The 19382-nt window shown below is 68.3% G+C and carries 14 protein-coding genes; 5 read left to right on the forward strand and 9 right to left on the reverse strand.

Annotation, left to right across the window (positions count from 1 at the left end; genetic code table 11):
- The first annotated feature begins 2 nt into the window (after nucleotides 1-2).
- The gene (locus ACZ6DT_RS38155) at nucleotides 3-1226 is read left to right on the forward strand and encodes a DUF6923 family protein (RefSeq protein WP_465604325.1); all 1224 of its coding nucleotides are present in this window, start codon (nucleotides 3-5) and stop codon (nucleotides 1224-1226) included.
- Nucleotide 1227: 1 nt separating this feature from the next.
- Here the strand turns inward: ACZ6DT_RS38155 and ACZ6DT_RS38160 are convergent, their stop codons facing one another.
- Nucleotides 1228-2244: an autoinducer 2 ABC transporter substrate-binding protein gene (locus tag ACZ6DT_RS38160; protein WP_465604326.1), complete on the reverse strand. Its 1017-nt coding sequence runs from the start codon at nucleotides 2242-2244 to the stop codon at nucleotides 1228-1230.
- Between the two features lie 599 nt (nucleotides 2245-2843).
- Nucleotides 2844-3704: a helix-turn-helix domain-containing protein gene (locus ACZ6DT_RS38165; RefSeq protein ID WP_465604328.1), complete on the reverse strand. Its 861-nt coding sequence runs from the start codon at nucleotides 3702-3704 to the stop codon at nucleotides 2844-2846.
- 84 nt (nucleotides 3705-3788) lie between these two features.
- On the opposite strand from ACZ6DT_RS38165, the gene ACZ6DT_RS38170 reads away from it, so the two are divergent.
- Entirely contained in the window at nucleotides 3789-4700 is a 912-nt protein-coding gene (locus tag ACZ6DT_RS38170; protein ID WP_465604330.1) for a phytanoyl-CoA dioxygenase family protein, read from the forward strand.
- 12 nt (nucleotides 4701-4712) lie between these two features.
- Here the strand turns inward: ACZ6DT_RS38170 and ACZ6DT_RS38175 are convergent, their stop codons facing one another.
- From ACZ6DT_RS38175 to ACZ6DT_RS38195, 5 genes are read right to left on the reverse strand one after another with little or no spacing between them, the layout of a single operon-like run.
- Entirely contained in the window at nucleotides 4713-6506 is a 1794-nt protein-coding gene (locus tag ACZ6DT_RS38175) for a bifunctional metallophosphatase/5'-nucleotidase (protein WP_465604332.1), read from the reverse strand.
- An 11-nt stretch (nucleotides 6507-6517) separates the two neighbouring features.
- Nucleotides 6518-7858, reverse strand: a complete 1341-nt coding sequence (locus ACZ6DT_RS38180; protein WP_465604334.1) for an ABC transporter substrate-binding protein — start codon at nucleotides 7856-7858, stop codon at nucleotides 6518-6520.
- A 17-nt stretch (nucleotides 7859-7875) separates the two neighbouring features.
- The gene (locus ACZ6DT_RS38185) at nucleotides 7876-8712 is read right to left on the reverse strand and encodes a carbohydrate ABC transporter permease (RefSeq protein ID WP_465604336.1); all 837 of its coding nucleotides are present in this window, start codon (nucleotides 8710-8712) and stop codon (nucleotides 7876-7878) included.
- Between the two features lie 12 nt (nucleotides 8713-8724).
- A complete protein-coding gene (locus ACZ6DT_RS38190; RefSeq protein ID WP_465604338.1) occupies nucleotides 8725-9675 on the reverse strand; it encodes a carbohydrate ABC transporter permease in 951 nt (316 codons plus the stop codon).
- A gap of 22 nt (nucleotides 9676-9697) precedes the next feature.
- Nucleotides 9698-10975: a glycoside hydrolase family 36 protein gene (locus ACZ6DT_RS38195; protein WP_465604340.1), complete on the reverse strand. Its 1278-nt coding sequence runs from the start codon at nucleotides 10973-10975 to the stop codon at nucleotides 9698-9700.
- A gap of 157 nt (nucleotides 10976-11132) precedes the next feature.
- Here ACZ6DT_RS38195 and ACZ6DT_RS38200 point away from each other — a divergent pair, with 157 nt between their 5' ends.
- On the forward strand, nucleotides 11133-12815 hold the full coding sequence (locus ACZ6DT_RS38200) for a beta-N-acetylhexosaminidase (RefSeq protein ID WP_465604342.1): 1683 nt from the start codon (nucleotides 11133-11135) through the stop codon (nucleotides 12813-12815).
- Between the two features lie 35 nt (nucleotides 12816-12850).
- Here ACZ6DT_RS38200 and ACZ6DT_RS38205 read toward each other — a convergent pair whose 3' ends face one another.
- Complete coding sequence (locus ACZ6DT_RS38205) at nucleotides 12851-16165, reverse strand: DUF5107 domain-containing protein (protein ID WP_465604344.1); 3315 nt, start codon at nucleotides 16163-16165, stop codon at nucleotides 12851-12853.
- A gap of 92 nt (nucleotides 16166-16257) precedes the next feature.
- On the opposite strand from ACZ6DT_RS38205, the gene ACZ6DT_RS38210 reads away from it, so the two are divergent.
- Nucleotides 16258-17124 (forward strand): helix-turn-helix domain-containing protein, encoded by an 867-nt coding sequence (locus ACZ6DT_RS38210; RefSeq protein ID WP_465604346.1) that lies wholly within the window; start codon nucleotides 16258-16260, stop codon nucleotides 17122-17124.
- Here ACZ6DT_RS38210 and ACZ6DT_RS38215 read toward each other — a convergent pair.
- Entirely contained in the window at nucleotides 17121-17438 is a 318-nt protein-coding gene (locus ACZ6DT_RS38215) for a hypothetical protein (protein WP_465604350.1), read from the reverse strand. The two genes, ACZ6DT_RS38210 and ACZ6DT_RS38215, sit on opposite strands and share 4 nt — an antisense overlap.
- A 294-nt stretch (nucleotides 17439-17732) precedes the next feature.
- Between ACZ6DT_RS38215 and ACZ6DT_RS38220 the strand changes: the two genes are divergently transcribed.
- Nucleotides 17733-18413 (forward strand): alpha/beta hydrolase, encoded by a 681-nt coding sequence (locus tag ACZ6DT_RS38220; RefSeq protein ID WP_465604347.1) that lies wholly within the window; start codon nucleotides 17733-17735, stop codon nucleotides 18411-18413.
- Nucleotides 18414-19382 lie beyond the last annotated feature (969 nt).

Below are 19382 nucleotides of genomic sequence, written 5' to 3' on the forward strand. Positions count from 1 at the left end.
CGGTGCGCACCGTGGACGGGGTGACCCGGACGGCGGCGACGGTGGCCGTCGCCGGATTGGTGGGGGCGTCGGCGCTGCTGGCCCCGATGACCGCGCGCGCCGCCGAGTCCTGCCTGGTGGTGCAGGCGGAGACCGGGTCGCACGGGAAGTCGAAGCTGCGCTGGATGGACGTCGGCTCGGGGACCACGTCGAGAGTGACCGATTCGGGCTACCGGCTCAACGCGCTCGGCTACTCCGCGACGCGGGACCGGGTCTTCGGTGTCGCCGAAGGGCTCAGCCGGGGCGCGCACGCGGTGACGATCGATCGTGACGGGGACGTCAAGGACCTCGGCCCGATCACCCGCGCCGGGAACCGGCTGCCGGTGTGGAGCCCCGTCACGGGGGTGACCGCCGGCGCGATCGGCGGGAATTCCTGGTACCTGCTCCGGAACGGCACACTGTACACAGTGGACTTGATGCCGGGGGAGCGGTATCTGCGGGTGATCAAGACGGTGTTCCTGCGGCCGATCACCCTCGCCCACGACGTCAACGATTTCGCGTACCACAACGGACTGCTCTACGGCGTTTCCACCACCTGGCGCGGAAAAGGCGCCGTGATCACCATCGACCCGGAATCCGGCAAGGTCCGCGAAGCCAAAGACGCGCGCTTCCCGCCCGCCGACGTCTACGGCTCGGTCGTACTCGGCCGTGACGGGACCATGTACGCCACGGCGAACCGGATCGGCGGGCGCAGCGTGCTCTACCGGCTGGATCGAAGCGGGCGAGTGACCGCCGTGCGTTCGGGACCGCCGCTGGCGGGTTCGGACGCCGCGGGCTGCCTCACCGCGGCCGAGGTCCCCGAGCCGCCGAAACCGGAACCGCCCAAGCCGACCCCTGCCCCTACCCCCACGCCCACGCCCACGCCGACCCCAGCCCCCGCGCCCGCTCCTCCTCGCATCCCGTCTCCCAGCGCGACCCCGTCGCCGAGCCCTACGCCCAGTTCTAGTCCGAGTCCGACGCCGAGTTCTTCGTCGAGTCCCGCGCCCACTTCCGCCGCCAAGGTGCTCCCGCCGCCCGTCGCCGTGCCGAAGCCGTCTCGTTCGGCGTCGCCGAGGGAACGGAAGGAAGAGGCGGCGGAGACCGATTCGCACGCCCGGACGAAGGAGAAGCGGCGGTGGGGAATGACCGCGCTGGTCCTGATCCTCGGTGGTGCCGCGGCGGCGGGTGCCGTCCGGCGGGCCCGGTGAGTCAGTACTTGAACTGGTCCACGTTCTCGCGTGTGATCAGCAGCGGGTCGCCCAGCAGCACGGTCTTCGTGCCTTCCTCGTACTTGATCGCCGGGAGTTCGAGATTGACCTTGTTCGACGGGCCGAGCGGTTTGCCCTCGGCGATCTGCTTGCCCGCCCAAGCCGTGAGGTATCCGAGCGATTCGACGTTCCACAGCACCGAAAGCGACGCGGATCCGTCCAGGAGATACGGCTTGATCGCCTGCGGTGTCCCGACCCCGACGGTGAAGACGCGGCCGATCTTCTGCTGCGAACGGACCGCCTCGGCGACCCCGGGCGCGGACGTCGTGCACTCGCCGACCAGACCGGTGAGATCCGGGTACTTGGTCATCAGCCCTTTGGCGAGCGCGGTGGCGGTGTCCTTGTCCTCACCGGCGTAGACCGTCTCGACCAGCTGCGCTCGCGGATACTGCGAAGCGGTGTAGGCACGCTGGACGGCGATCCACGCGTTGAGATTCTCGGCGGTCTCGCCACAGGAGACGATCGCGTACTTGCCCGCGTTCCCCATCTTCCTCATCAGCGCGTCGGTGAGCGCCTTGCCGATGCCCTCCGGAGTCGCCTGATTGACGAACAGTTCGCGATCGGTGCCGGGCGCGTCGGTGTCCGAAGTGATCACATGGACGCCTTTGGCCCGTGCGTCGGTGATCGCGGATGCGATCGCCCTGGGATCGTTCGGAGCGATCGCGATCACGTCCACCTGCTGGTCGACGAGGCCACGCAGGATCGAAACCTGCGCCGCCGGGTCCACCGTGGGCGGACCCGTCGAGGTCCATTCGACACCGAGCTGCTTCGCCGCGGCCTGCCCGCCGGTGTTCATCGCCTCGAAGTACGGGATGCCCGCGACCTTCGGCACGAACGCGATCCGGATCGGCTTGGCCGCCATCCCCGCCGGTTCTTCACCAGCGCAGCCGGTCAGCCCGAACACCATGCCCAAAACGAGCACAGTGACAACGACGAGCGTCTTCGTCGGCCCTCGCATCTCCACCCCATAGTCACGGAACTACCTGAACCAGCCGATCGGTCTGCGCGCGGTGGAGACCTCCGGCGAAACTAGGGTCTCCGGTTACCCCGGTCAACCGGATGAGCGCAAAGGGTTACGGAAGTGAGTTCATCGACCTGGCCTGATTACCGGGTCGGCCTACGGGGTTGACTTTGGGTGACCGCGACCGCGGTCGGCGCGCCTTCGCGACGATGGAGGAATCGGGCCCTGTCGCCTCGGCGCCCCGATGTCCCCGATGTCGCATCAAGGACACTGAGCGTCTCCAATGCGGCCTTCACTGACAGCACGGCTGGATAAGGGCTTTAGAGCCGCCCTGCCCGGGTAGCGGATCCAGCCGTCAGCCGGCGCTGAACGGCCGGACGCGGTCGCCAGTGCCGTCCCAGCTCCTGAATGCTCCGGCGCCAGTGCGCCCACCGCCTGCGCGCTCAACACTGCCTGCTCACCACGCACTCCGGGTCAGCCCCGCGCGATGCGATAGCTCCGCAATGCCTCGCCGAACGGCTGGTCCACGCGTCCCCCTAGTAGTCCCCTGCCTGACGGGTCGGTGTTGGGGGACGCCCGCACGGATTCCGCACACGTCAGTCCCCACCGGGAACCTCGCCGTTGTGCCGGTAACCGCTCGGCGGCAGGCCGAACTCGCGGCGGAACGCGCGGCTGAAGTGGAACTGGTCGACGTAGCCGACGGTGCCGGCGACCGCGGCGACGGACATTCCCGTGCCGGTCAGCAGCCGGGCCGCGCGGTGCAGGCGGCGGGTGCGCACCTCCTGCATGGGGCTGTGGCCGGTGACCCTCGCGTAGAGGTGACTGAAGCGCGACGGCGACAGCCCGGCGATGGCGGCGAGCGAGTTCAGGGTGTGCGGGGCCTCCGGTGTCTCGGCAATGAGCTGCCGTACACGGGCGATGCGCGGGTCAGGGCCCGGCGGTGTAGCGGGAGCACCGGCGAGGTCGGCCAGGCGCACGATCTCTTCGAGTGCGCACATGGCGAGGGCCTGCTGTTCGGGGCGGGTGGCGAAGGCCGGGAGGTGGACCGGCGACGGCGGGATGTGCTCACCGGTGAGCCGGGCGTAACGGCGGAGCCGGTCGAAGGCGGCGTCGATGGCCTCCGCGGCCCCGCGCGCCGACGGTGTCAGATGACGACTCGTCCCGAGCCAGTTTCCTCGCGGTGCCCGGAAATGTGCCCACAGCAGCGACCATTCCCCGGCGTCGGGCGCGACTCCGTAGGTGTGCCGCACGCCGGGTTCGATCAGCACGAGCTGCCCAGCGCTGGTTGTCAGGGCCGTGTCCCCGTGGTGCACGACGCCGCGCCCCCGCGTTGTCCGCATGAGCAGCCAGCTCGGCGAGCCGGTCGGCCGGATCGCCTCGACGCGCTTGGTGAAGGTGCTCTCGCCGACGACGAGCAACCCGGCCGGCGGCGAGGGCGTCGCAGCAGGATCTGTCATCTCCCCGGCAGGTTCAGCCATGTCCGTGATGCCCCGCCCTTCCTACAGTCGAATCCGACGAGACCCCCACGGTGGAGGCAGAACATGAAACAGTTGATCGATTCCAGCGACATCGCCGACGACGTCGCGGCGCTACGGGAGCGCATGTCCGAGGACGGCTACCTCTACTTCCCCCGGCTGCTGCCCGGCGACTACGTCACCGGTGTTCGTGCCGACATCGCGGCCGTGCTCCACGACAGCGGGTGGCTGGCCTCCGGCACCGAGCCGCACGAGCTGCGGGCGTCCGACCGGGCGGTCGAGGAGGGCAAGTCCACCTTCTTCGGCATGTACTCCGCCGTGCAGGCGACGCAGTCCTTCCACGAGCTCAGCGAACGGGAGGAGCTGCGCGGCCTGGCTCAGCGGCTGCTCGGCGAGGAGGTCTTCTGCCACCCGATGCACATCGCCCGCATCACGGCGCCGACGCCGCGGGCCACCCCCACGCCCGCTCACCAGGACTACCGCCTCATCCAGGGCGCGGTCGACACCCTGACCATGTGGATCCCTCTCGCCGACTGTCCTCCCGACGCCGGCGGGCTGGAGGTCCTCGCCGGGTCGCACCGGCTCGGCGTGCTCGGTGTGTCCCGGGCGGAGGGCCCCGGCGGGGTCACCGCGCAGGTGGCGGGCAGCGGCGTGGATGACTGGCGCAGCACCCACTTCGGCCAGGGGGACGTGCTCATGTTCACCAGCCTCACCGTGCACGGGGCCCGCCCCAACCTCAGCGACCGGCTGCGGCTGTCGGCGGACATCCGGTGGCAGGCGAAGTCGGAACCGGCCGCCTTCATCGACGGCTACGAGCCGTTCCGGCCGCACTTCCACCCCGACGTGCCCGACTGGCCCACCCTGACCCGGGGCTGGACCTCGACGACCGGCGTCGAGATCCCGGAGGGGCTGACCTATGTCCGCAAGTTCGACTCGATGAGCGAACACGTGTCAACCCCTCCGTCCCGGTTCAGATGAGCCGGCACCGGATTACGCCGGTCGGTTTCCGGGTGCGGGCCGGACCCGGTCGAGCTTCGGCGGCCGGACCGGCGACCTCGCCTCCAGGTACCTCCAGAGCGCGTCCGCACCGGAGTAGATGCTCCGATCCTGGTTCCTGGCCTCGAAAAGCGCCGTGAACCCGGGGGTGGCGTTGCGGGCGAAGAAGTTGTTGGCCAGAGTCGCGATCCGGTATTCGCGGTCGGCCTTCACCGGCTTCCCGTTGATCCGGATCTTCTTGATGTCGACGTGCTGCCCGAGCGGGGCGCCGGGGTCGTAGGTGTAGGAAACGTTGCCGGAAACGGCCATATGCCGATACGTCACGACACCGTCGGCCCCCCGCTGCCATTGGCTCTCGATCAGCTCGTCGAGTTTCCTGCCGGTCACCGTCCCGCGCACGACGGCCGGGCCGATGCCGTTCTCGTAAACCGTGCCGAAGACCAGCTCGGAGAACAGCACCCGTCCCGGCGCGTCCGCGGGATTGGCTGGATTGGGGGCGAAAGGTATGTCGCGCAACAAGATTCCCGGCATCGCGACCGCGAGATCGGCCTTTCCGTCCTTGTTGGCCGCCCAGAGGAACGCATCGGCGGTGACGTTGCCGAGCGTGGACTCCTCGTCGGTGCCGGAGGTGCGGGTGAGATCGCCGGTGACCGTGGCGACCTGCTTATCACCCCGCGCGGGGAGCCGGTCCTTCCAGTACTTCGCCATCCGCTGCACCTCGGGGTCCGGTGCCACATCACGGGTGTTGGCGTGGCTGACCGACTTCGTCCGGTCTCGGCGGACATCGCCGGTCGCCGGGTCCAGCTCCAGGTTGATCTCGTTGATCAGCCTGCCGTGGTTCGCCGCTTCCACCACCGGGCGGGGATTACCGGCCGGGTCGGGCAGCATGCAGTTCACCAGCGCGTGCCAGTGCCCGCCGACGATGGCGTCCACCGCCGGGCTGATCTGCTTGTTCATGTCGGCAAGCGGGCCGAACGGTGCGGTGCAGTCGTTGTACCCCGCCCCGTTCGCTTGCGAGAACCCTTCGTGCACAACGGCGACGATGGCCTGGACGCCCCGCCCGCGCAGCTCCTCGGCGTAGCGGTTGATCGTCTCCACTTCGGGCAGGAACTTCAATTCGCTCGGCCAGTAGGAGAGCTGCTCTTCCGGCGTGTGGGTGGTCGTGGCGTGGATGAATCCCACCGGGAGCGTGCCGCCGCGACCGTCGTCGACCTGCCGCACGTGGTACGGCTTGACCAGCGGGCGGCCGGTGGCCTCGTTGATCACGTTCGCGGAGTAGTAGTCGAAGTCCGCGCCCTGGAAGCGTTTCCCGGTCGAGTCGGTGAAGCAGAGGTCGCGGTCGGGGCGGCCCTGGCAGGTGCCCTCCATCATGTGCTCGAGGTAAGCCGGTTTCCGGTCGATCTCGTGGTTGCCCACGGTGGAGAACTCGACGCCGATCATGTTCATGTACTCGATCGTCGGCTCGTTCCAGAACCACGCGGTCTCTGCCGGCCAGCCGGAGAAGTCGTCGCCCGCGGAGAACAGCACGGAGTTCTTCGGTGCGCGCAGCCGGTTGAGGTGCGAGGCGAGATAGGCTCCGCCACCAACGGTTTTCGCGGGCTCACCGGCACGTGAGCCGGGCACGGTCGTGGTGTACTCGCCGAAGTAGCCGTGCAGGTCGGTGATCGACAGCAGCTGCACGGGCACCCCGGGCGCGGGATCGGCCGCCGCGGCCGGTGCCGGTGAGACGGCCAGCAACGCGGCGGTGGCGATCGCCGCCGCGCGCCACCTCTTGGTTGATGCGGACATTGCCGACCTCCTTACTTCTCGGGGCTGAGCAGGGCGTTGCCCTGTTCGACGGCCGCGCTGGCGGCGTCGGAGACCTTAACCGAGCCGAGGTACATGTCATTGAAGATCTGGTTGATTTTGGGTTCCGCCGCGGCGAAGCCGGACACGATCGGGAAGTTCACCGTCTTGCCGCGCGCCTCGTCCAGGAACGGCTGGGTGTCGATGCCCTTGGCCTTCCAATGCTCGACGTAGCGCGGGGCGAGGTCGTTGATGGCAGGGAAGACGTAGCCGCCCTCGGCCATGATCGCCTGCGCCTGCGGGGTGGCCAGGAACGACACGAGCTGCTTGGCCTGGTCGGGATGCTCGGTGCGGGAGTAGACCGCCTCGCCGAGGCCGTTGATGATCACGACACGGCCTGCCTTGCCCGCGGGAAGCGACGCGGTGCCGATCGGGAAGGCCGAGCTGGGAGCGACGAAGGGCAGCAGCGCGTTGTTGGCAGGGAAGACCGCGACCTCGCCGCGCTGGAACATCTCGGTCGCCCGGCCCGCGGGCGGGTTGGTCTGCTCGGCGGGCGGGGACACGTGCCACTTCTTGATCAGGTCGACGCCCCACTGCAACGCCTCGACCGAAGAGGGCTCGTTGAAGTTGAAAGTGCCGTAGGGCTTGGTGATCGTCGTGCCGCCGTTGCTCGGGATCCAGTTCAGCCACTGGGTGCCCGAGTGGTTCCAGGAGGCGAAGCCCCACCGCTTGACCTTGGCCGGATCGAAGCCGGCTTCATTGGGGTGCTTGCCGTTCACGTCGACGGTGAGCTTCTGCATCAGCGGCAGGAACGTCCCGGATCCGTCGGGCGCCCAGGTCAGCGGCTCGGTGGGCATCTCGACGCCGGCCTCGGCGAAGACCTGCTTGTTGTAGAGCATCCCCGGTACGCCCCAGTCCTTGGGGACGGCGTACATCTTTCCCTTGTAGGTGAAGGAATCCACGACATTGGGGTGGTACTTGTCCTTGGCAAGGCCGGACTGCTCCATGGCGGCGGAGACGTCCATCAACGCGCCCTGCGCCGCCAGTTCGGGGAAGTTCGCGGGCGTCATCCAGAACACGTCGGGCGCGGTGCCGGAGACCATCTCGGTGACGAGCTTGGTCCAGTATTGGTCGTAGGGTTGAAGCTCGATCTTGACGTCGATGTCGGGGTGCTTGGCCTTGAACGCTTCGAAGACCTTCTCGTAGCCCTTCTGCTGCTGCTCGTCCCAGATTCGGTAGGTCAGTGTCGTCTTGCCGTTGCTGTCGCCGCTGCCGCCGCAGGCGGCGACCAGCCCGACCAGTGCGCCGACTGTCAGCGCGCTGAATATCTTCCGCCGGAAAGTCGAGAGCTTCATGGGGACACTCCTTCGTGTCACTTGAGTCCGGTCAGGGCGACCGACCGGACGATGTAGCGCTGGAAGAAGACGAAGACGAGCAGCATCGGCAGCAACGTGAGCAGGCTGCCTGCCATCATCCGGGTGTAGTCGATGCCGATCTCCGAGCGCAGGGCGGCGATCGCGACGGTGACCACGCGGGTGTCCGCGCTGCTGGTGATGATCAGCGGCCACAGGAAGTTGTTCCAGGACGAGATCACCGTGACGATCGCCAGCGTGGCCAGGATCGGCCTGCTCAGCGGCAGGATGATCCGCCACAGGATGGTCAGGTGCCCCGCGCCGTCCATCCGCGCGGCCTCCTCGATCTCGCGCGGGATGCTGCGGAAGAACTGGCGCATCAAGAAGATCCCGTACGGCGTGCCGAAGACGTACGGCGCGACGAGTCCGTACCAGCTGTTCACCAGGTCCAGCTCGCGCATGATCAGGAACAGCGGGATCAGGGTCACCACGTTGGGCACCATCAGGGTGGCCAGGTACAGCCAGAACAGCGAGTTGCGGCCCCGGAAGTCCAAGCGCGCGAACGCATACGCCGCCAGCGTGGTGAAGATCAGCTGTCCCACGGTGAGGACGGTGACGAAGATGAAGGTGTTGAGGATGGACTGCGCGAAGTCCGAGCCCAGCAGCGCGCCGAGGTTCTCCAGCGTCGGCGAGGACGGCGGCGCCCACGGTGCCGCCTCGAAGAGCTCATCGCGCGGTTTCAACGAGGTCGAGACGATCAGCCAGTACGGGAAGACCGACATGGCCGCCCCGATGATCAGCGTCGCGTAGAGGGCGGCGCGGCGGGAAGGCCGCCGTCGCCGGGTGGTCGTGGTCACGGTCGGCCCCTCTCAGGTCAGGTCGTAGGTCGTGGTGCGGTTGAAGTAGCGGACCTGCGCCATGGTGACCGCGAGGATGATCAGGAACAGCACCATCGCGATGGCGGAGGCGTAGCCGAACTCGAACTGCCGGAACGCGGTCTGGTAGATCGTGTAGTTGATGACCTCGGTGCTGTTGCCGGGACCGCCGTTGGTCATCACGAAAACGGTGTCGAAGACCTGGAACGAGCCGATCACGTTGGTGACAAGGACAAAGAACAGCGTCGGGCGCAACAGCGGCAGTGTGATCGAGAAGAACTGCCGGACCGGCGACGCCCCGTCCAGCGAGGCCGCCTGGTAGAAGTCCTTGGGGATGGACTGCAACCCGGCGAGGAAGAACAGCATGTTGTAGCCGGCGAACTGCCACACCTGCGTCGACGCCACCGCGGGCAGCGCGAGGCCGGCCGAGGACAGCCAGCTCGGCCCGTCGATCCCGAAGATCTCCAGGAAGGAGTTGACCGCGCCGTTGGCAGGGTCGAAGATCCAGCCCCACACCAGGCCCATCACCACCGGCGTAGCCATCCAGGGCAGGACGAACATCGCGCGGAAGATCTTCACGCCGCGCACTCGCTGATTGAGCAGCAGCGCGAGCAACAGGGCCAGCATCGTCTGCACCGGGATGGTCAGGACCACGTAGGCGATGGTCACCAGCAGCGAGTGGCCGATCCCGCCGTCGGCGAAAAGCCGCTCGTAGTTGGCCAGCCCGACGAACTCCGGCACGCCCAGCAGCTTCCAGTCGAACAGGCTCAGCACGGCGACGATCAGTACTGGCAGCAACAGGAACGCGACGACGCCGAACAGGCTCGGGCCCACGAAGGCATATGCCGTCAGGGTCTCCCGCGCCCGCCGACGACGTCCCCGTGGCGGCACCGGCCGGGTCGAGACCGGTGTCGGCGGGGTCGGCACCGTGAGGACCTGAGCCATGGTGGACTCCCTTCCGGAGAGATCAGGTAGGACCGGTTGACGGCGTGAGCAGTTCGCGGGTGCGCGTGGCTCCCCACTCGTCGAGGTCGGCGAGGCGATCGCTCGAGCACCTCCACCCACCGCTGGAGGCCACGTGATCCGCCCAGCCGGCGCGGTCTTCCACGCGCGGAGACACCAGCAGGCAGTCGGGATCGTTGACCCACAACCGGCCGTGCATGAACTCCCGCGCGGCCCCGGCCAGCCGCGCGCCGAGTTGCGAGGGCTGGCTGACGTCCCCGGACTTGGGTTCGACGGCGACCGCGGTGTCCGGGCTGACGCGCATGGCGTCGACGAGTCCCACACTGGGCAGCATCGGTGCGCCGCAACCGAGAACGGTCGAGTCCGGCCCGACCGCCTCGCGGATGATCCGCATCCCCGCCACGTAGGCGTCGTGCCCCGACACGTCGGCGTGCCGCGGGCCGGGGTGCGCTCCCGCGTAGATGTAGTCGATCTTGAAAAACGAAAACCCGGTCGCCACAAGAGATCTGAACACGCCGCCGAGATGCTCCGCCGCGTCCGGGTGCGTCACGTCGAGCACCGCGATGTCCCGGTCCCACTCGCGCATCGCTGGCGTGCCCGGGACCAGCCAGTCCGGATGCTCGGTCGCCACCCGGCTGTCGGCGGCGACGAAGAACGGTGTCAGCCAGATGCCCGCGCGCCGCCCGGTGTCGGCGACGCGTTTCGCCACTCCTTCAAGGGATCCGAAGCCCGGCCGGATGTCGAGCCAGTCCCCGATCGCGCTCTGGTAGCCGTCGTCGAGCTGGATGATCTCCAGCGGCAGCTCCAGTCGTTCGGCGTGCACCAGGGTGTCGGCGATGTCCTGTTCGGTGACCTTGTTCCAGTGCCCGTACCAGCTGCTCCACCCCGGACCGAGCGGACGGACCGCCGTCACGCCACCGCCGGCCGCCACCTCCTCGGCCCAGGCGACGAGCGCGCGCGGGAGGTCGGCGTGCTCGGTCTCCCGGACAGTGCCCAGGCTGGAGACGACGAGCCGGTCCCCGAGCGCCCGCACGCGGATGGAGGGGACTTCGGCGGAGTGATCCACCGCGGACCACGACCGCACCGGGCCGCCGTCGCCCGGGTCGATCACGATGAGTCCCTCGCCCTGGAAGCCGGACTCCGGCATCGGGCGGTCGAAGCGGAAGCAGCTCGCCGCGATCTGCGCCGAGGACGGCCGGGGCGAGGTCGCGTCCCCCGGGTAGGTGCCGGTGGGACTCCAGGACTGCCAGCCCTGCTCGAAGACGCGCGCCCGAGCCGGCACGCAGGCAACCTCGGCGATCGGGAGGTACATCGGCGCCTCTCGTGGTGGTTTTCGTTCGTTTATGCGCATACTAGCCCCTCAGCTGAGCACTAATGCTCACTCTAGATGGTGACTGAACAGAAAGAAACATGTGCACGCATACAGGGAGGCAGCGATCATGAGCCACGAAGACGCGCGCGAACGGGCGGCGCACCTCGTTCCCCAACCGCACTCGGTGCTGCTCGGCGCGGGGGTGCTCCGGCTTCCGGCCGAACTCCCGGTGCGCCTGGACGTGCCGGCGGAGGAACGGGCGGCGGTCCTTCGGGCGATCGCGCTGCTGCCCATGACCAGCAAGGTCGTCACCGAACCCGCAGGTCTGCAGGTGCTCCTCCGGGCGGGCGCGACTCCTCCCGAGGGTTACGTGCTCGACGTGACCGAAGCCGGAGTGACCATCACCGCGGCGGACCGTTCCGGGGTCGTGTATGCCGTGCAGACCCTGCGCCAGCTCCTTCCCGACGCCGCTTTCCGGCAGGCCGCGCCGTCGAACACCCGGTGGGTCGCACCGGTCATCCGCGTCGAGGACAGCCCACGATTCCGCTGGCGCGGGATGCTCCTCGACGTCGCCCGGCACTTCCTGCCCAAGCGGGAGGTGTTGCGCCACATCGACCTGATGAGCGCGCACAAGCTGAACACCCTGCACCTGCACCTCAGCGACGACCAGGGCTGGCGGGTGGAGAGCCTTCGCTTCCCGCGCCTGCACGAGGTCGGCGGCTGGCGGGCGACGAGCCAGGTCAGCCACTACTCCGACGAGGTCGTCCACGACGGCACACCGCACGGCGGCTACTACACCCGCGACGACCTCGCCGAGATCGTCGCCTACGCGGCGGACCGCGCGATCACGGTCATCCCGGAGATCGGCGTTCCCGGCCACACCGGTGCCTTGCTGGCCGCCTACCCGGAGTTCGGGTCCCCGGCCGTGCCGGATCGCGCGGTGCACACGAACTGGGGTGTGCACGACGCGCTCCTGGCTCCGTCGGAGCGGTCCTTGGAGTTCCTGCGCCTCCTGTTCGACGAGCTGCTCCCGCTGTTCCCTTCCCCTTACGTGCACGTGGGTGGCGACGAGTCCGTCCTGCGGGCGTGGGACAACGACCCGGTGGTGCGGGCGTTCGCCGACGAGCGGGGGCTTTCCGGGAACGCCGAGATCTTCGCCGCCCTGATGGCCGAAGTACGGCAGATGCTGGCCGAGCACGGCAAAACACCGGTCACATGGGACGACAGCTTCGCCGCGCAAGGAACCGCCGCCGACGCGGAATCGACCACCACGCTGGTCATGGCGTGGCGTGGCGCGGAGGTCGCCCGCCGGGCGGCGGCGGCCGGTCACGACGTCGTGCTCTCGCCGGTCATGCCGACCTACTTCGACTACTTCCAGGAGGCCCACCCCGACGAGCCGCTCGCGATCGGCGGCCCGGTCACCCTCGGCGACGTCACCTCGTGGGAGCCGATCCCGCAAGACTGGTCCGAAGCTGAAAGCGCTCGTGTGCAAGGGATCCAGTGTCAGATGTGGACCGAGTTCGTCGAGGACCCACGACTGGTCGACTACCTCCTGTACCCGCGAACGTGTGCCTTCGCGGAGATCGCTTGGGGCTCCCGCGCGCAGGATCTCCACGGGCGGCTGCCTCGCCACCTCGACCGGCTGGCGGCGGCCGGAGTCGAGTTCCGCCCGCTGACCGGCCCGGCGCCTTGGCAGCGCGGCGGCACCGGCCGGCGAGCCCATCGCGCCGGGGTTCCGATGGCCGAGCGCCTCGCGCACTACGCCGACGCGGCCGCGACCGGAACCGTGGCGGATATCCCTGATGTGTAAGGAATTCCGCGCGCTGTGACGGTGCACAGACGCCGTCACGGCGCCGGAGTCCGGATCGATCGGGCGAGGTCCAGCGCGTCGACGTGGTGCGGGTCCTCAGCCAGCAGCGCGGCCAACCGGTCACCCGCGCGTGCGTGCTGCCCGTCGAGAATGTCGAGCTGCGCCCGCAAAAAACCGACTCGGCGCAGCTGCGCGGCGGCCAGGTCCTCGGTGAACAACAACATCGACGGCAGCGAAGTCGCGAAGTAGTCCGCGGTCGCCGGGCTCGCCTCCAGCGTGTCGCAGAAGGCGCGCAATGCCTCGGTGAGCCGGTCGGCTTCCTCGGTGCGGCCAAGCCTGCGCAGCGCGAGCACCGAAGAGTAGGTCGCCTCGGAGTAGGGTTGGGTACGCATCCCCAGGAAGTCGCCCTGCTGCGCGGCGGCCAGCTCCCACGCCGCCCGGTCGCCAAGCGCGTCACCCCGCATCAGGTGCAGCTGCGCGGTGTTCGCGAGCGGATGCCTTGCCTCGCTGAGGGATTCCGGTGGCGCGAACGCGTCGTCCACTGTGGCTCGCGAGCGGCACAGCCGGTCCCACACGCGCAGCACGTCGCCCTCACCGCCCTCCCACGGTTGGAAGGTGCGGCCGAGCAGCAGTTCGCGGGCCTCGTCGAGCCGGTCGGCGGTGATCAGCAGGTGCGCGAGTTCGATGGTGGCGTCGTCCCGCGTCTCGACCAGGGCGCGGTTCCGCAGGAGCCAGTCCAGCCGTTGCCCGGGCGGCACGCCGCGCCTCGCGCTGAGCTGGTCACGCTCGAAGATCAACCTGGCGTCGTCCCCCGCGACGGCGAGCGCGGAGTCGTAGGCCGCGCATGCCTGGTCGGCGTCACCGAGATGGTTGAAGGCCGCGAGCCCCAGATTTCGCCACACCACGGGATCATCCGGGTCGATCGCCGCAGCGGCATTCCAAGCCGTGCACGCGTCATCAGGGCGTCCGTTGGCGTAGAGCCAGTGTCCGAACAGCGCGCGAGCCCGCGCGTCCGTGTCATCGGCGTTCGCCGCCCGCTCCAACGTCAACGCGTCGTCCAACCGCGAAGGAAAACACCACGTCGCGTCGAGTTTCTGTGCCGCCTCAATGGCTTCACGCGCCTCGTGGTCTCTGCCCAGGCTGCGCAGCACCTCGGCTCGGTAGTACTCCAGCAACGGCCCGGCCGCTGTCTGTCCGATCGCGCGAGAACCTTCCCGCTCGCGGGCGACGTCGAGCACCCGCAGCGCCGCATCGTGCTCACCGACGCCGACGTACTCCAGCGCGATGTCGAGGCAGGTCTGCGCGTCCGTCGTGAGAGGCAGGCCGAGCAGATCGCGTGTCCACCAGTCCAGGGGATCAAGCGCATGGGTGGCTTCGGCAAGTTCTGCCGCTTGACCGTCTTTTCCGTTACGACGCAGCACAATCACCCGGAGCGCACGGGCTTGCAGGTGCTCCGGCTCGGTGCGCAGCACATCCTGAAGCCTGGCCAGCGCCTCCCTGTTCCGCCCGTGTGCGGCGTCGATGCGCGCCATGCGATAGCCCGCCGGCGCCCGCCACGCACGCGCCCAGGAGCTGGAACCGTATACGTCGTAAGCCTCTTCGGCCCGGCCGAGTCGCTCCAGCACGAGACCGAGGCAGTACAGCGCGGTCGTGTCGGCCGGGTTGGGGTTCAATGTCGTCAGCCGGGAAACGGCTATCCGTAACAACTTCTCCGCCTCAACGAAGTCACCACGCTGATACGCGCGCCCAGCGAGCCCGACGTTGGCCGCGACATGCGCGGGATCACGGCGCAATGCCTCACGCCAGTACAGCTCCGGTGAGCGCGTCGCGTGCCGGTACTGATCGAGGTGCGCGCCGATCACGGCCAGCTCATCCACGGTCGGCACGTCCTCGGGCGCGGCGGGCTCGCGTGCCGGGGTGACTTGATCGTCCGCACCGGGGACCAGGGAATCCCACTCCACCAACAGCTCGTCACCGTGGAGGACGCGCAGCACGAGTCGATCAGCGGGCCGCGTCAGCGGGATGCACTCCTGGAAGGGCTTGCCCGGCGCGATGTCGGCGCGAACCTCGGCGACCTCGGCCCCAGTGCCGTCGACGAGCGACAGGCGGCATCCGGGGCGGTCAGCCGTCACCGTGACTCCGACCCGCGCGCTCGTTCCCTGGAGGTCCACCCGCACCGCGGCGTCCACGGTCGCCGCCTGCACCGGGCCGATCTCCTGGATCGGATACCAGAACTGCGAAAATACCTTCGTCTCCCCGGGCGCGATGAAGGAGAAGTCCGGCTGGTTGTCGGTGAAGACCCCGGCCATCAATTCGACATAGGCCGAACCGTCGTCGGTGAGATTGCGGCCCCACGCGTCACCGAACTCCGAAGCGCCCCAAGTCCACTGCTTCTTCCCGACGGCGATCTGCCGATCGGCGACGTGCACGAATCCGGCTCGCGCGGCATGGTCATAGCCGCCGAAGAACGTTTCCTTGCTGCCCACACACATGTACGAGGTCGGCACCGGGATGTTGCGGTACCAGTCAAGGCGGTCGCCGCGGACCCGCACCCCACCGGCGACCGTGCCGACCTCGTCGTGCCGGGCCGGGTAGTCGACCCCGTAGTAGGCCCGATCCGCGGCGGGGAAGCCGGTCGTCGCGCGCTTGGCGTGATCGGCGACCACCCGCACGTCACGGGGGAAGAACGACTGGTAGTTCTCATCCGCCCGCGCGGCGATATTGGTCCACCACAGGAACGTCCGGGTCCGCTCGCCGCGGTTGTACAGCCGCACCCGCAACTCCAGGACGGCGCTGTCGGGCCGCATCCGGACGCCGTGCATCCCCTTCATCCGGTCGAAGGGGTCGTGATCGGAGCACCACACGGTCACGGCGCCATCGGGCTCGTGCTCGATCTCGACGTCGGCCGGCAGGAACGTGGCGGGGCGATGGTGCTGCGGCCAGTTGAACTCGACTCCGCCGGAGATCCACGGGCCGGTCAGGCCGACGAGAGCGGGCTTGATCACCGGGTTGCGGTAGAAGAAGTCGTAGTTCCGGGTGCGGTCGAAAGCAACGTGAATACGGCCACCGAGCTCGGGCAGCACCATCAGCCGCAGCCAGCGGTTCTCCAGGTGCACCGCGTCCCACTCCGCCGGGGCCTTCACCGGGCTGATCCGGTCATGGAACGGCAGTGGATACACCCGCCCGGAGGAGCCCTGGTAGACACGCCGGTCCAGGTAGGCGGGATAGCGGTCGGGCGCCTCGGGAAGGTAGCTGTCGATCATCACCCCCGCCCGCCACGCCGCGACCCCGGCCTCGGCGTGCTCGGCGGGGCGGGACGGCAGGATCAGCGTCGATTCACCCTGTGACATGCGGCAACGCTATGCCCGGGCACCCGTTCGGCGGGATGGCCGAATCGACCGAGTCACCTGGACGATTCGACGGCCCGCTGTACGGTGTGCGGATGCTGCTGCCCGATGGCTTCCCAGGTCAGCGGTTGCGCGTACTGCCGCGGCCGCTGGTGGCGTCGGCCCTGCGCAGAGCCCCGACCTCGGGCCTGCTCGTCACCGACGCCGGGTACTTCCCCAGCGCGGCCGACCACGGCATGCACCGCCCGCGCAGCGCACCGGAAGCCATCGTGATCGTCTGCACCGACGGGGTCGGGCACTGCGAGGTCGACGGCAGGGTGAGCGTGATCAGGCCGGGAAACGCCCTCGTCCTGCCCCCGTCCCTCCCGCACTTCTACTGGGCGGACTCGCGCGACCCCTGGACGATCTGGTGGCTGCACGCCGCGGGCTCCCAGGTCTCGGAGCTGCTCTCGGTCGTCACGCCGGACGGCGGAGAAGCCATCATCGAGGTGCGCGACGCCTACCGGGCCGTCTCGGCGATCGACGACGCCATCGGCTTCCTCGAACGGGACCAGACCTTCCCGCACCTTATCTCGGCCTCCGGCGCGGGCTGGACCCTGCTGGCGCAGCTGGCCGCGGACGCGCTGACCGAAGCCCACCAGCCCACCGAGCCGGTCCGCCAGGCGCAGGAGTACCTGCGGCACAACTTCGCGAAGCCGGTGATCGTCAAAGAGCTGGCGCGCACGGCGGGTCTGTCCCCCTCGCACTTCGCGGCCCTGTTCCGGATGGCAGCGGGCTGCGGCGTGGTCGAATACGCCAAGCGCCTGCGGATGGCCCGAGCGCGCGAGCTGCTGGCCACCACGTCCCGCGACATTTCGGAGATCGCCAGGACCATCGGCTACAACGACGCGTTCTACTTCTCGCGCACTTTCCGCAGAGAACACGGTTGCAGCCCCAGCGAGTACCGGCGCGGGAAGAACTAGTTGTCGCGGGTCGTGAGGATGTCGACGCCCCATTGTCCGTCGAAGGCTGTCGCCGTCTCGTGCGGCGCCGCCAGACGCACCCGATCGCGCACGTCGCCGCGGAGCGGGCTTTTGACGGTCGATGTGGCGTCGTCGGTGGAGCTACCGCCCGCCGAAGCGACCGCCAAGATCATCCCACGGACAGCTGTGCGACAGCTCGGGCTCGTCTGGGGCGCGGATGAGACCACAATAGACAGCGAGAAGTGGAAGAAATGCATCCACATAACACAAAGCCCCACGTCGTGAAACTGAACGTGGGGCTTGATGTGCGCCATCAGGGACTCGTGAACCGCTCCGGGTTTGATGGAGGCTCCTCGTGTGAGTGAGGATGTGGATCATGACCCGGAGGCCCAGGTATTCGGCCGCTGGACACGTTCACCTTCACCGCGACCGAGCAGATCGCCCCCCACTGCGGCGAATACAGCTCTACCTGCTCAAACACCAACGCAAAGCCGGGTTCGCCGTGGTCGATCGGAGCACGGCGACCGGCCGACTCCGCGCATCTTGTCGGTGTCGTCTGCAAGGATGCCGATCTTGACTATTGGTCCGCACCGGAAGGAAATCCACCCGTGACCACGTATCTGCTTGTACCCGGCGCCTGGCACGGCGGCTGGTGGTACGACCCCGTAGTCCCCGCTCTCAAGGAGGCCGGGCACACCGTCATCGCGCTCACTCCCTTGGGCCTGGATCCGGACGCAAACCCGCCACAACAGGTGATCACCCTGGACGACCACGTCCACCAGGCCATCCAGGCACTGCGGGCAGTTCCCCCGGAGGCGGACGGCAAGCGCGATGCGGTCCTCGTCGGCCATAGCTACGGCGGAAGCATCATCAGCGGTGTCGCGGACGCCGAATGCGACCGAATCCGAGCACTGGTCTATTTGGACGCTCTGATGCCTGAAAATGGGGATTCCAGTTGGTCGATGACCAACGAAGAGGAACATGCCTGGTACGTCGACGGGTCGACCCGTACCGGAGCTTTCGTTGACCCCTTGCCGTTTTTCGATAAGCGTGCACGCCCGCACCCGCTGGCCACCCTGATGCAAGCCTCGAAACTCACGGGGGCGTGGCGCCGCGTACCGATCAAGCACTATGTCGAAGCAACAGGGTGGCCCGGCGAATCCCCGCTCGCGGCGGTGACGGCGAAAGCACGCGCCGACGAACAGGTCACTGTGCATGCCTGGGACACCACACACAACTTCATGCACAACGCTTCGGAACTCGTCCTGGAGCTTATCGTCGACCTCTAACCGGGACCCTTCGCGCAGGTGCCGCGACCTCGGTGCAGAACACACGCGGGATGCGGTCCCCGAGAACTTGCTGGGATCGGATATCCGGCCGGCCAGACAGGTGGCTAGTGCCGCGTCATGCGACGTTGGGTAGGTAATCGGGCCTGCGGATTTACGCGTTGACTGCGAAGTGGCGTTTGGGGTGGCAGTGTCGGTTGTGCCATCGGAGACAGCCGGTGATGGCGGCTTCCTGGGCGGCGTGGCTGGGGTAGTCGCTGCCGTCGAGGGTGAAGTACCGCAATGCGGTGAACTCGCACTCGATTCAGCGGACCGAACTCGTCAGCACAGATCACTCGCCCATCGGCGGGTGGGTGATCGTAGAGATCGAGGACGCGGGTCTTCTCGGCCACGAAGTCCGGGGCCTTGCTGGCTTCCCAGGTCTTCGTCGCCTGCCACGACACGCCCTCCTCGCGCAGGACTCCCCGGACGCTCTCGGTACTCGCCCTGATCCATGCGTGTGCGGCGAGATAGCCCACCAGCTTCGGCAGACTCCAGGTCGTGGGGACAACGCCGCGAACCCGGAATCGTCGAACGCGTGGATCATCTCCCGCACATAACCTTCGGTCGCGGCGAACATCACCGCGATCTCCCGCGCGGACCGGCCCTGCACCGAAGCCAGCACGATCCCGGACCGCCGCAGCCGCACCCGATGCCGGGTGGACCGCGTGATCTTGACCAGCCGCTGCGCTTCCTCCGGCTCCACGACCGCGCGAACACCTCCGGCTGACGCGCCACCAGCCTCACCTCCACAGCCAGCCTCGCGATTACCACCCCGGATGTCCACGCGACACGATGACAACGTCAACGTTCTTGATGAGGCACTAGGCCGCCAGTCGCGGGTCTATCCCGTGATCGGTGTTTCCGGCGTTGTTGATCAGTAGGTTTCGGCTCCCGGCCAGCGGTCACCGAACGTGATGGCGAAGGCGTTCA

Source organism: Amycolatopsis sp. NPDC041971, from assembly GCF_055588925.1.